Raw genomic sequence first — 13534 nt, forward strand, 5'->3', positions numbered from 1 at the left:
TCAGCGCGACTGCCTGATACGCGGATTGATGACGCCGTAGGCCACGTCGACCAGCAGATTAACGATCATCACGATGACGCCCAGCAGCAGCATGCCGCCCTGCAACACCGGATAGTCGCGCCTACCGATCGCCTCGATCAACCACTTGCCGACACCGGGCCACGAGAAGATCGTCTCGGTCAGGATGGCGCCCGTGAAGAGCACGCCGACCTGAAGCCCGATGACCGTGACTACCGGAATCAGCGCGTTGCGCAACGCGTGCAGCGCGACCACGCGAAAACGCGACAAGCCCTTGGCGCGCGCAGTGCGGATGTAGTCCTCGCCCAGCACTTCGAGCATGGCCGAACGCGTCATGCGCGCGATGACCGCAAGCGGCACCGTGCCGAGCACGATGGTCGGCAGGATGAGGTGATGCAGTGCCGACCAGAAAGCGTCGACGTCGCCGGCCCGCAGCGAATCGATGAGCAGAAAGCCGCTGCTCGGCTCGATGAAATACTGGACGGCGATGCGTCCCGACACCGGCGTCCATCCCAGTTGCACCGAAAAGAACAGGATGAGCAGCAGGCCCCACCAGAAGATCGGCATCGAATAGCCAGTGAGCGACACCGCCATCACGCCGTGGTCGAAGATGGAATTTCGTCGTACTGCCGCCAGGATCCCGGCTGGAATTCCGAGCACCAGGGCAAAGACGATGGCACACAGCGCAAGCTCTACCGTGGCAGGAAAAAGCGACAAGAACTCGCTCATGACCGGCTCCTGCGTGATGACCGATTTGCCCAGGTCGCCGTGCAGCACCCGTGCGATGTAGATGCCGTATTGCGCGATCAGAGGCTTGTCGAAGCCATAGGCCTTCAGCAGTTCCGCATGGCGCGCCGGGTCGATGCCGCGCTCACCGGCCAGCGTTTCGATCGGGTCACCGGGCACCAGACGAATCAAAAAGAACGCGAGCAGCGTCATGCCGATGAAGGTCGGCACCAAAAGGCTCAGGCGCGTGAGAATGAAACGGAACATCGATCGTCTTGATGCAAGACCAGTGCCGGCCGACCGACGCGCGTTTCCGTTCCTGTTACCGGAGGGCGGTCAGACGGCCGCAGCCGGCTTCTTGGCGTCGCGCAGTTCGCGTCTCAGGATCTTGCCGACCGGCGTTTTTGGCAGGTCGGTACGGAATTCGATCACGCGCGGCTGTTTGTAGCCGGTGAGGTTGGCACGGCAGAACTCCTTGACCTGGTCTTCCGTCAGCGTCGGGTCTTTGCGAACGATCACCAGCTTGACCGCTTCGCCGGTCTTCTCGTCCGGCACGCCGACCACCGCGCATTCGAGCACGCCGGCCAGCGTGGCCACCACGTCTTCGACCTCGTTAGGGTAGACGTTGAAGCCGCTCACCAGCACCATGTCTTTCTTGCGGTCGACGATCTTGAAGAAGCCCTGCGCATCGACGGTGCCGATGTCGCCGGTCTTGAGATAGCCATCGGGCGTCATGACCTTGGCTGTTTCATCGGGCCGCTGCCAGTAGCCCGCCATCACCTGCGGGCCCTTGATGGCGATTTCGCCCCGCTCGCCGGCCGGCACTTCGATGCCGTCGTCGTCGAGCAGCTTGAGCCAGGTGCTGGGCAGCGGAAGGCCGATGGTGCCGGTGTAGGACGTGCTGGTGGTCGGGTTGCAAGTGGCCGACGGCGAGGTTTCCGACAGGCCGTAACCTTCGCAAATCGGGCAGCCGGTTTTCTCGAGCCAGAGCTTGGCGACAGCGCCCTGCACGGCCATGCCGCCACCGACCGACACCTTCAGATTCTTCCAGTTGACGGTATTGAAGTCCGCATGATTGGCCAGTCCGTTGAAGAGCGTGTTGACCGCAGGGAAGCTGTGGAAGGTGTGCTTGGACAACTCCTTCAGCGTGGCAGCCATGTCGCGCGGATTGGGGATCAGGATCACTTTGCCGCCGGTGCGCAGTCCCAGCATCATGTTCACCGTGAACGCGAAGATGTGATACAGCGGCAACGCGCACACGCTGGTCGGCTGCTCGCCATTGGGCACGCGATGCATGACAGGGTCGTTCCAGGCTTCTGACTGGAGCACGTTGGCGATCACGTTGCGATGCAGCAGCACCGCGCCCTTCGATACGCCGGTGGTGCCGCCGGTGTACTGAAGCACCGCGACATCGTCCGGCCCGATGGTCACGGGCTGGAATGTCCGGGCCGCGCCCTGGTCGAGCGCATCGTTGAAGCGCACCGCAGTCGGCAGATTGAAGTCGGGCACGAGCTTCTTGACGTTGCGCACCACATAGTTGACGAGCGCACCCTTCAAAAAGCCGAGCCGGTCGCCCATCGACGCGAGCACGATGTGCTTGATCGGCGTTGACGCGATGCAGTGCTGCAGCGTGACGCCGAAGTTCTCCATGATCACGATCGCCTTGGCACCGGAGTCCTTCAATTGGTGCTCGAGCTCGCGCGGCGTGTAGAGCGGATTCACATTCACCAGAATCAGCCCCGCCCGCAGGATGGCAGCGACGGCCATCGGGTACTGCGGGCAGTTGGGCATCATCGCGGCGACGCGGTCGCCCTTGACCAGGCCGAGGCCTTGCAGGTACGCCGCCAACGCCTTGCTTTGCTTGTCGGTCTCGGCGTAGCTGACGTCCTTGCCCATGAAGCTGTAGGCCGTGCGATCGGCGTACTTGGTGAAACTTTCTTCCATGAGCGCGACAAGCGACGCGTAGCGCGAGGCGTCGATGTCGGCGGGTACGCCTTGCGGGTAGCTGCTCAGCCAGGGGCGGTCTGTCATGTCTCTGTGTCTCTCTTTGTTCGGTGCTCGCGTTCGGGCTCGTGGCTCGCCGTCAGGCTACTCGATCGCCTTGCCCATGTCCTCGACTACTTTCTTCGCATCGCCGAAGACCATCATGGTCTTGTCCATGTAGAACAGTTCGTTGTCCAGGCCCGCATAGCCTGCCGCCATGCTTCGCTTGTTCACGATCACTGTCTTGGCTTTGTACGCCTCCAGGATGGGCATGCCGTAGATCGGGCTGCCCTTGGTGTGCGCTGCGGGGTTCACCACGTCGTTGGCACCGAGGATGATCGCCACGTCGACCTGGCCGAACTCGCCGTTGATGTCTTCCATCTCGAAGACCTGGTCGTATGGCACTTCCGCTTCGGCCAGCAGCACGTTCATGTGGCCCGGCATGCGGCCCGCCACCGGGTGGATCGCGTACTTGACCTTGATGCCCTTGTCAGTCAGCTTCTGCGCAAGCTCCTTCACCGCGTGCTGTGCGCGAGCGACAGCCAGGCCGTAGCCCGGCACGATCACCACCGTCTCGGCGTTGCCCAGCACGAAGGCCGCATCGTCCGCGCTGCCGCTCTTGACCGGGCGCTGCTCCTTGGCGCCGGTGGCCGCGGTCGTGGCCTCGCCGCCGAAGCCGCCCAGGATCACGTTGAAGAACGAGCGGTTCATCGCCTTGCACATGATGTAGCTCAGGATCGCGCCCGACGAGCCCACCAGGGAGCCCGCGATGATCAGCATCGCGTTGTTCAGCGAGAAGCCGATGCCCGCCGCCGCCCAGCCCGAATAGCTGTTGAGCATCGACACCACCACAGGCATGTCGGCGCCGCCGATAGGGATGATGATGAGCACGCCCATCACGAAGGCCAGCGCCAGCATGGCGAAGAAGGCGATCCAGCTTTCGGTGCCGACGAACACCAGGCCGAGCACCAGCATCAGCAACCCGAGCACCAGGTTGAGCATGTGTTGGCCCTTGAACTGGACCGACGCGCCCTGGAACAACCGGAACTTGTACTTGCCCGACAGCTTGCCGAAGGCGATGACCGAGCCGCTGAAGGTGACCGCGCCGATGGCCGCGCCCAAGAACAGCTCGAGCCGGTTGCCGAACGGAATCGCATAACGTAAGAAGCCGTCGACCAGCACCGCGCCATCGGCCGTCGTGGCGGCCGCGACGGCAGCCACTGGCGGCGGCGTGATGCCGAAGGCCCACGGTTCCGCGACCGCAGCAACACCGATGAACACCGCTGCCAGGCCGATCATGCTATGCATGAAAGCGACCAGCTCGGGCATCTTGGTCATCTCGACCTTGTTCGCCATGTAGGCGCCGACACCACCGCCGACCACCAGCGCGCCCAGCACCCACGCCAGGCCGCGGCCGAAGTCGACGTTGAGCGACTGCGCCTGGCCGTGCACCAGCGCGATGGTCGTCACCACGGCGATCGCCATGCCGCTCATGCCGAAGACGTTGCCGCGGATCGAGGTGGTCGGGTGACTCAGGCCTTTCAGGGCCTGGATGAAGAAGACGCTGGCGACGAGGTACAGCAGCGTGACCACATTCATGCTCATGTCTTGTCTCCTGCGGGTGCCACGGTCTTCTTCTCTTTCTTCTTGAACATCTCCAGCATCCGCCGGGTCACCAGGAAGCCGCCGAAGACGTTGACCGCCGCCAGCGCCACCGCCAGCACGCCCATGGTCTTGCCCAGCGGCGTGACGGTGAGGGCAGCCGCCAGCATGGCGCCGACGATGACGATCGCCGAGATCGCATTGGTCACGGCCATCAGCGGCGTGTGCAGCGCCGGCGTGACGGTCCACACCACGTGGTAACCCACGTAGATGGCCAGCACGAAGATGATCAGGTTGATGACTGTGTGAGATACGGGGTCCATGGCTTCTCCTCGTTATTTTTTGGTGACCAGGCCGTCATGCGACACACGGCAGGCGGCGACGATGTCGTCTTCCAGGTCGATCTTGAGCGCGCCGTCCTTGGTGACGATCAGCTTCACGAAGTCGAGCACGTTGCGCGCATAGAGCGCCGAGGCATCGGCCGACAACAGTGCCGCCAGGTTGGTTTCGCCGACGATCGTCACACCATGCTTGACCACCGTCTTGTCGGGTTCGGAAATCGGACAATTTCCTCCGGTAAGGCCGCCCACGCCGTCCGGTCCCTTGCCGGCGGCGATGTCGACGATCACCGAGCCGGGCTTCATCGCCTTGACCATGTCCTCGGTGATGAGCGTCGGTGCGGCGCGGCCGGGGATGAGCGCGGTGCTGATCACGATGTCCGCCAGCGCCACGCGCTTGGCCACTTCGATCTGCTGGCGCGCCAGCCAGCTCGCAGGCATCGGCTTGGCGTAGCCACCGACGCCTACTGCCGCTTCCTTCTCTTCGTCGGTGTCGTACGAGACTTCGATGAACTTGCCGCCGAGCGACTCGATCTGTTCCTTGACGCTCGGGCGCACATCTGACGCCTCGATCACCGCGCCCAGGCGCTTGGCCGTCGCGATGGCCTGCAAGCCGGCTACGCCGACGCCGAGGATCACCACGCGGGCGGCCTTGACGGTGCCGGCGGCGGTCATCAGCATCGGAAAGAAGCGCTGGTATTTGTCGGCGGCGATCATCACTGCCTTGTAGCCGGCGATGTTGGCTTGCGAGCTCAGCACGTCCATGCTTTGGGCGCGCGTGGTGCGCGGGGCGGCTTCGAGCGCGAAGGCGGTCAGGCCCGCCGTGGCCATGCGCTGCAGGCCGGTGGCGTCGAAAGGGTTGAGCATGCCGATGAGGACCGTGCCGGGCTTCATCAGGGCGGCTTCGCTGTCGGAAGGCGTGCGCACCTTCAGAACCATCTCCGCGGCGTAGGCGCCCGCGGCATCGACGATCTCGGCGCCAGCCGCCTCATAGGCCGCGTCGGTCACGCTGGCTGCCACGCCGGCGCCGGACTGCACGCGCAAGCTGTGGCCCAGTGCCGATAGTTTCTTGACCGTCTCGGGGGTGACGGCCACTCGGGTTTCACCCGCCGTCGTTTCGGCGGGTACGCCTATCAGCATAGAAGTCTCCTCAGGGCAGGGGTCGCGGAATGCGGGCAGAGCTTACCGCAAGACTCCGGCCCGGCGGCTAAGCGGTTACGCGGACGCCAGAGCACCAAACCGCCCGGCCAGCCTCTTCCCATTGCTATTTAAATGATAGCAACTGGACGTCTATCCCGGGCAGATTGCACGGGACGCGCGACTGACAGGGCCGCACATCATGGCGTTGCGCTGGCTGCCCTGGCTATGTTGGGAAACCAAGATAGCCAAAGCGCACTAGTTCTCGGCTGATGACATTTGTTATCCGCACGGTCATCTATCCGTGGAGTAGTTAACAGTTGTTCCAGGAGGCCCGTCGTTAACATGCGCGCAGCGGTTCAAGGCCGCATTAGGTCAGTAGAAATCGGTTAGCAGGGAGCTCAAAAAATGAGAATTGCGGCGCTTGACGACGAAGCGGGTCAGCTCGAGCTGATTCAACACACGATGGATGGCATCGGCCACGAATGCCACGGCTATGCGGACGCGAGGACGCTGTTACGCGACCTCCGGACGCAGACCTTCGACTTGCTGGTTCTCGACTGGAGCCTGCCGGACGTCGAAGGCCCGACAGTCGTGCGCTGGATTCGCGAAGAGCTCGCGAGCCGGCTACCGATCCTGTTCGTGACCAACCGGCGCGAAGAGGCCGACATGGTCGAAGGCCTCGGCGCCGGTGCCGACGACTTCATGGTCAAACCGATCCGCGTCGGCGAGCTCAAGGCCCGCGTGCAGGCGCTGTTGCGCCGGGCCTATCCGGCGCATTTCGAGTCGGAACTGGTCTTTGGGCCATACCATTTCTTTCCACAATCGCGCAGCCTCGAAGTCAACAACAAGGCCGTCGAACTGAAGCACCGCGAGTACGAACTTGCGCTTTTCTTGTTTCAGAACATGGGCCGGCTGCTGTCACGCGAGCATTTGCGTGAAGCCGTTTGGGGACTCGGGCCGGAACCGGCTTCGCGCTCGCTCGACACTCACGTGTCACGCCTTCGCAGCAAGCTCGACCTGCGTCCGGCCAACGGCTTTTTGCTGTCGGCCATCTATGGTCTTGGCTATCGGCTCGAAGCGCTGGAGGCCGACAGCTTTTCAGACGTTCGCACCGCCCTCGGCACGCCTTCATGAGGCGAGTGCAATGGCGCGGCGCCTGCGCCGCGCCGCTGTTGGCCGCAGCGCTGGTCGCCCTGGCCGCGAGCCCGAGTTGGGCACGTGGGCCCGACGGGTTCACGACCCATCGGGTCGAAGAGGGCCAGACCCTGCCATCGATCGCAGCAATTTACCTGCGGTCGCCCAAGCAATGGCCGCTGCTGCAAAAGCTCAACCGCATTCAAGACCCGAACAAGATCGCCGTCGGCACGATGCTGCAGATTCCGGCGCGTCTGATGAAGCCCGCTGCCATCAACGCACGGGTCGAATTCGTCAGGGGCTCGACCACAGCGATCAGCGCGGCAGCAGCTGATACGGCCGCGCCGCGCCGCAAACCGGCCAAAGGCGCGCTTGGCGTGCCGGCACCTGCCAGCGCCATTGCCGAGCCGCTGGCGATCGGCAACACCCTCGTCGAAGGCGCACAAATAAAGGTGCCTGAAGACGGCTACCTTCTGCTTCGACTGGCAGACGGTTCGATCGTGCGCATTTTGGCCGGTTCCGACGTCGAACTCAAACGTCTGCGCCGGCGCGGCGCGGCCTCCGACAGCTTCGAATCGATCATCGACGTGCGCGGCGGTAAGGTCGAGTCCGAAGTCTCCAAACAACCCAAGGGCCGCGTCTTCGAAATCCATGCGCCCGGCGCCGTGGCCAGCGTACGCGGCACGCACTTCGATGTCGCTGTCGGGGTCGATGGCCGCACCGGCACCACGGTCAGCGAAGGCACGGTGGCGGTGCAGGCGCGCAAGCCCGCGCGCGGTGCTTCCCGAAAGACCACCATCACCGCAGGCCAGGGCGTGCTCGTCGACGGCAAGGGCAAATTTGGAGAGCGCCGCGCCTTACCGGCCGCACCGGACCTCACCGCCTTGCCAGCCGAGTACCAGGACGCCGACCAGCTCGTCTTTGACCTGGGCGAAAGCGAGGCGTCCACACGCCACGAAGTCCGCATCGCCCGCGACAACACCTTTCGCGAAGTGCTGCGCGATGGCATGTTCGCCGGCCGCGCAGTGAAGTTCGTCGCGCTCGACGATGGCGACTACATGCTGGGGATTCGCTCGGTCGACACCGAAGGACTGGCCGGCGCGGAGGCCAGACGCAGCATCCGCGTCCACGCGCACCCGGTGCCACCGCTGTATCAAAGCCCCGCGCCCGACGCACGCGTGACCAGCGAGGCCGCGCAACTCGTGTGCTCTGAAGTGGCCGGCACCGAAGTCCATCTGCAGGTTTCGAGCCGCGCTGATTTTTCGCAGCCCGAGGTCGATCAGCCGGGGCTGTCCCGTTGCCGACTCGGCCTGGCAACGCTGCCGCTCGGCGACTACTACTGGCGTGTGGCCTCGGTGCAGACGCCCGGCCCGGGACACGGCCCGTTCGCGACGCCCCAGCGCTTCTCGCTCATCGCGACACCCAAGGTCGGCACGCTGGACGTGGCGGATGCCGGCGACTCCCCGACGCTCAACTGGAGCGCTGTGGCGGGTCACAGCTTTCACGGCCAGATCGCCAAAGACGAGGCCTTCCGACAAATCGTCCTCGAAGCTGATCTGAAGGCGCCGCGCTGGACCATCAACGGCGTCGAGCGTGGCGCCTACTACGTGCGACTCCGGGCACGCGACGCATCGGGTGCCGAAGGGCCGTATTCGCCGCCACGTTTGCTGCGCATCGGCGGCGTGGTGCGGACCTCGACCGGCGGCGGCGTCGTCAGCGGCGACGGCGAACCGCTCGCCCGGCCCTGAGCCGCGGGCCCGTTTTCCACCATGGCGACAACGCCTGCGCCCTTGCTGCCCGGCGACTCGGACCCCGCACCGCAAACGCCGTTCCGCAAAGCGCTTCAACGCTACTGGCGTCGCCGCGGCGCCTGGCTGGTGCTCACTGTCGGCCTGCTCGCACTCGTGACCGAGCTCACGCTGACCCAGCCGCTGCCGCGCTTCGATCGTCTGCTACAAGAAAACACCGGCGCGCCGCTCGAACAGAAACCATCCGGCAACGTGGTCATCGTCGCGATCGACGAAAAGTCGCTCGCGGCCATCGGCCGCTGGCCCTGGCGACGCGCCCTGCATGCCGAAGCGCTGCGGCGCATTGCGGCGCAAAACCCGCGCTGTATCGGCTTTGACTTGCTGCTGCCGGAACAGGATTCGACTTACGCCGCCGACGATGCCGTGCTGGCGCAGGCCATGCAGGACAGCGGTTGTGTGGTGCTGCCGATGGCGCTGCAATCGGTCGGCCAGCAAACGCAGAAAGAACTACTGCCGACGCCCCTGCTGGCCCGTGCGGCCAATGCCGTCGGCCATGCGCATCTGTCGCTCGACCAGGATGGCATCACCCGCAGCGTCTACATGCGCGAAGGTTTCGAGGGCCGCCCCTGGCCGCACTTCGTCGTCGCGCTGCACGACGCCGCGCTGGCGTACGAAAAAGGCCAGGCGCCGCCGCCGCGTCCGCCGTTGCCGGCCATTGAAAGCAATTTGCCATGGCTGCGCGAGCAGCATGAGCTGGTCGTGTTCGCGCGCGGCGAGCAGCCCTTTGTCACGGTGTCGTACGTCGATGTGCTGCAAGGTCGCGTCGCGCCCGATGTTTTCAGGGACAAGTACGTGCTCGTCGGCGCCACCGCGGTCGGCATGGGTGATGCCTATGCCACGACGGCGCCTAGCGTGACCGGCCTCACCCCCGGCGTGCAGATCTTTGCCGACGTGCTCGAGGGCGTGCTGCGCGGGCGGCGCGTGGTCGACGCGTCGATCTGGCAAGACCTTGCCTACAACCTCTTGCCGCTCGCCGTGGCGCTCTTCGGACTGCTCTGGCTGCGGCCCGTCGGCGTGATCGCGTTGATCGGCGCCATGCTCGCGCTGCGCCTCGGGCTGAACGCGACGTGGCCCTGGGTGGGCGTTCAGTTTGCGCCGGCGGCGGGCTTCGCGGGCTTGCTGTTGGTCTATCCGCTGTGGAGCTTTTTGCGCCTGTATGCCGCGCTGAGTTACCTGCGTTGGGAAACCGAGCAGCTGGCGCTCGATTTCAAGGGCGGTACGGTGCCGTTGCCGCCGCCGAGGCCGGGACGTGGCGACTTTCTGGATCGGCAAATGGCCGCCACATCGGCCGCCGCACAGCGCATGCGCGACCTGCATCGCTTCGTGCGCGATGGCATCGACCATCTGCCCGACGCGACGATGATTCTGAACGGCCGCGGCCGAGTGATGATCTCCAACATCGCTGCGCAGCGATATTGGCAAACCGATGCCACCGGCCTGTTCGGCCGCGATGCGCACCGGTTGCTCGCGGACCTGCGCTGGCGCACGACGGGCGCCCCGATGATGCCGACCGGCGCCTTGTTGAACGGTGTGCAGCCGATCATGGGCGAAGGCGAAGACCCAAAGGGCCATTCGTTGCTGTTGCGCTGCGTGCCGTTCTTTGACGATACCAACGCGCATGCCGGCTGGATGGTGGCGCTGGTCGACATCAGCAAGATGCGCCGCGCTCAGGGCCAGCGCGACGAAGCCTTGCGCTTCATCTCGCACGACATTCGCGAACCGAGCGCGTCGATACTGACCACCATCGAGTTGGCGCGCACACGCCCCGAACTTTTCGAAGGTGACGCGCTGTTCCAGCGCATCGAGCGCCATGCGCGAACCGGGCTCGAACTGGCCGATGGCTTCGTCAACCTCGCCCGTGCCGAAGCCCAGCCGTTCCGCGCGGAAATACTCGATCTCGTGGCGCTGATGCAGATGGCCATCGATGACGCATGGATCGCGGCGCGGCAGCGCAAAGTGCGGGTGCTTCTGACCACTGCGCTGGAAGACGCACCCTGCACCGCCGACCGGAGTTTGCTCACCCGGGCGCTGACCAACGTGCTGAGCAATGCGCTCAAGTACTCGCCACCGGGCGCCGATCTGCGCTGCAGCCTTGTCGAAGCCGAAGCTGACTCCGGCCCGACATGGCGCATTGGCGTTCAGGACCAGGGGCCTGGCATCCCGCCGGAGCTACAGTCGCAGTTGTTCCAGCCGTTCAACAGGCTCCACCGCGACAGTCACCCCGACGTGCACGGTGTCGGTTTGGGCTTGCTGCTGGTGCGCACCGCCGTGCATCGTCATGGCGGAACGATCGAGATCGACAGCGCGGCCAATGCCGGCTGCACCGTGACGCTGGTGCTCCCCAGGCCGACTGCTGCCGAACTAGAAGAATTGAGAAAAGACGTGCAGGAGTGACCCGATGACCATGGCCGAGCGCTGGAAACCCAACGTCACCGTGGCGGCCGTGATCGAACGCGACGGCCGGTTCCTGCTCGTCGAAGAACACACCGGCGACGGACTGAAGCTCAACACGCCCGCCGGCCACCTCGACCCAGGCGAATCGCCCGCCGAAGGATGCGTCCGCGAAACGCTCGAAGAAACGGCGCACCACTTCGTGCCGACTGCCTTGGTCGGCATCTACATGGCGCGCGCCACGCGCAAGACGAACGGTGACGACGTAACCTACCTGCGCTTCGCATTTGCAGGCACGCTGGGCGCTTTCGAAGCTGACCGCACGCTCGACGACGGCATCGTGCGCACGCTGTGGATGACGGCGGAAGAACTCCGCGGCAACGTCGAGCGCCACCGCAGCCCACTGCTGATGCAGTGCATCGACGACTACCTGGCCGGCCGGCGCTTTCCGCTGGACCTGGTGCATGTCGACACGTCCGTCGCGTCGCTGAAAAAGCTGTAGACGTTCGGGATTTATCGGCCGCGCATACGGGAAAGCCCCGAGCCCAGCGGCGCTTGTCGACCCAGACGCGCTTCCACAATGGGGTCTTCAAGAAGTGACCTTTGGAGACGACATGACAGAAGCCGCCACGCCCGGAAAAACCCCCTGGACGACGTCGTATCCGCCCGGCATGCGCTGGGACGCCGAGCTGGCCCTCAAGCCGGTCGCGCAGTTTCTCGAAGACGCCGCAGCACGCTGGCCCGACAACTCTTGCATCGAGTTCATGGGCCGCGTCATCAGCTACCGCGAAATGGACGAGTTGAGCGATCGTGCGGCCAAGGGCTTCCAGGCACTCGGCGTGAAGCCGGGCGTGCATGTGGGGCTCTTCCTGCCGAACACGCCGCACTATCCGATCGCGTTTTTCGGTGTGCTGAAGGCCGGCGGCGTGGTGGTCAACTATTCGCCGCTCGATGTCGAGCGCGTGCTGGCGCACAAGGTCGAGGACAGCCAGACCGACATCCTCGTCACGCTCGACCTGGCCGTGCTGTACCCGCAGATGGCGCGCATTCTGGCGAGTTCGCGCCTGAAGAAGCTGGTGGTCGGCAGCCTCGCCGAATACAGCGGCGCACCCGACAAGGTCAGCGCGATGCTGCAGGGCGCCGGGATGCTGGCGCCGGTGCCGGTCGACGAAAAGCACATGTCGTTTGCGCAGTTGCTCGAGAACGACGGCGCGGGTGTCGTGCGGCATCCGCTCGGCGACCTAAAGAAAGAAGTCGTCGTGCTGCAGTACACGGGCGGTACCACCGGCCTTCCCAAGGGCGCAATGCTGACCCACGCCAACCTGGGTGCGGCGAGCGCGCAGTACCTCGAATCGACCAAAGGAAATCCACCCATCCTGGACGAAGGCGTGGAGCGCTTTTTGATCGTGCTCCCGCTCTTTCACATCTACGCGCTGAGCGCGGCGATGCTGCTCGGCATGCGGCTCGGCGCCGCGCTGGTACTGCACACCAAGTTCGACATCGACGCGGTGCTGCGCGAGATATCGGTGGGCAGGATCAGCGTATTTCCGGGCGTGCCGACGATGTACACGGCGATGCTGTCGCACCCCAAGGCCAAAGAGACCGACATGACCTCGCTCAAGTTCTGCGGCTCCGGCGGCGCACCGCTGCCGGTCGAGGTAGAGCAGCGCTTCTTCGAGATGACCGGCTGCCACCTGAACGAAGGCTGGGGCATGACCGAGACCTCGCCCTCGGGCACCTTCACGCCGGCACGCGGTGCACGCAAGGCGGGCTCGTGTGGCATGCCGCTGCCGGGCATCCTCATCAAGCTGCTGGCGCTCGACGGCTCCGGCGAAGAGGTCGCCACCGGCGAGCCGGGCGAGCTGTGCGTGAAAGGGCCGAACGTGATGCTCGGCTACTGGAACAACCCCGGCGCCACGGCCGACTCGATGACGCCCGACGGCTACTTCCGCAGTGGCGACGTCGCCAGGTTCGATGCCGATGGCTTCCTCTACATCGTCGACCGCACCAAGGACATGCTGCTGTGCGGCGGCTTCAACGTGTACCCGCGCGTGCTCGAAGAAGCCATCTACGAGCATCCGTCGGTCGCGGAGGTCTGCGTGATCGGCGTGCCCGACGAGTACCGCGGACAGTCGCCCAAAGCCTTCGTCGTGCTCAAGGCTGACGCGGAACCGCTCGAACTCGATGCGCTCAAGACCTTCCTGAAAGACCGCCTTGGCAAGCACGAAATGATCGGATTCCTCGAAGTGCGCAAAGAGCTGCCGAAGACGGCCGTCGGCAAGCTGTCGAAGAAGGACCTGGTCGAAGAGGAAACCCGCAAGCGCGCGACGGCCTGATCACAAATCCGCACGGCGCCCCCGTGCACCGCAACACTGGGACAATCCTTCCCCTATG

The 13534-nt window shown here is 64.8% G+C and carries 10 protein-coding genes; 5 read left to right on the forward strand and 5 right to left on the reverse strand.

Features of this window, described 5'->3' with window-relative positions:
- From QN413_RS17495 to QN413_RS17515, 5 genes are all read right to left on the reverse strand, one after another.
- Positions 1-1011, reverse strand: a complete 1011-nt coding sequence (locus QN413_RS17495; RefSeq protein ID WP_187053458.1) for an ABC transporter permease subunit — start codon at positions 1009-1011, stop codon at positions 1-3.
- Positions 1012-1080: 69 nt separating this feature from the next.
- A complete protein-coding gene (locus QN413_RS17500) occupies positions 1081-2775 on the reverse strand; it encodes a long-chain-fatty-acid--CoA ligase (RefSeq protein WP_323497844.1) in 1695 nt (564 codons plus the stop codon).
- A gap of 57 nt (positions 2776-2832) precedes the next feature.
- Positions 2833-4332: an NAD(P)(+) transhydrogenase (Re/Si-specific) subunit beta gene (locus QN413_RS17505; protein WP_323497845.1), complete on the reverse strand. Its 1500-nt coding sequence runs from the start codon at positions 4330-4332 to the stop codon at positions 2833-2835.
- A complete protein-coding gene (locus tag QN413_RS17510; RefSeq protein WP_187053461.1) occupies positions 4329-4652 on the reverse strand; it encodes an NAD(P) transhydrogenase subunit alpha in 324 nt (107 codons plus the stop codon). Before QN413_RS17510 ends, QN413_RS17505 begins: the two co-directional genes overlap by 4 nt.
- A 12-nt stretch (positions 4653-4664) precedes the next feature.
- Positions 4665-5807, reverse strand: a complete 1143-nt coding sequence (locus QN413_RS17515; protein WP_323497846.1) for a Re/Si-specific NAD(P)(+) transhydrogenase subunit alpha — start codon at positions 5805-5807, stop codon at positions 4665-4667.
- Positions 5808-6212: 405 nt separating this feature from the next.
- Between QN413_RS17515 and QN413_RS17520 the strand changes: the two genes are divergently transcribed.
- The 5 genes from QN413_RS17520 to QN413_RS17540 all read left to right on the forward strand — a co-directional run bounded on the left by QN413_RS17520 (position 6213) and on the right by QN413_RS17540 (position 13476).
- Positions 6213-6941 (forward strand): response regulator transcription factor, encoded by a 729-nt coding sequence (locus QN413_RS17520; RefSeq protein WP_187053463.1) that lies wholly within the window; start codon positions 6213-6215, stop codon positions 6939-6941.
- A complete protein-coding gene (locus QN413_RS17525; RefSeq protein ID WP_323497847.1) occupies positions 6938-8689 on the forward strand; it encodes a FecR domain-containing protein in 1752 nt (583 codons plus the stop codon). The genes QN413_RS17520 and QN413_RS17525 overlap by 4 nt, the downstream gene beginning before the upstream one ends.
- Before the next feature lie 21 nt (positions 8690-8710).
- Entirely contained in the window at positions 8711-11143 is a 2433-nt protein-coding gene (locus QN413_RS17530; RefSeq protein ID WP_323497848.1) for a CHASE2 domain-containing protein, read from the forward strand.
- Positions 11144-11153: 10 nt separating this feature from the next.
- Positions 11154-11642: an NUDIX hydrolase gene (locus QN413_RS17535; protein ID WP_323497880.1), complete on the forward strand. Its 489-nt coding sequence runs from the start codon at positions 11154-11156 to the stop codon at positions 11640-11642.
- 112 nt (positions 11643-11754) lie between these two features.
- Positions 11755-13476, forward strand: a complete 1722-nt coding sequence (locus QN413_RS17540) for a long-chain fatty acid--CoA ligase (RefSeq protein WP_323497849.1) — start codon at positions 11755-11757, stop codon at positions 13474-13476.
- Positions 13477-13534: the final 58 nt, after the last annotated feature.

The organism is Variovorax sp. LG9.2, from assembly GCF_035018885.1.
Classification (GTDB): Bacteria; Pseudomonadota; Gammaproteobacteria; order Burkholderiales; family Burkholderiaceae_C; genus Variovorax.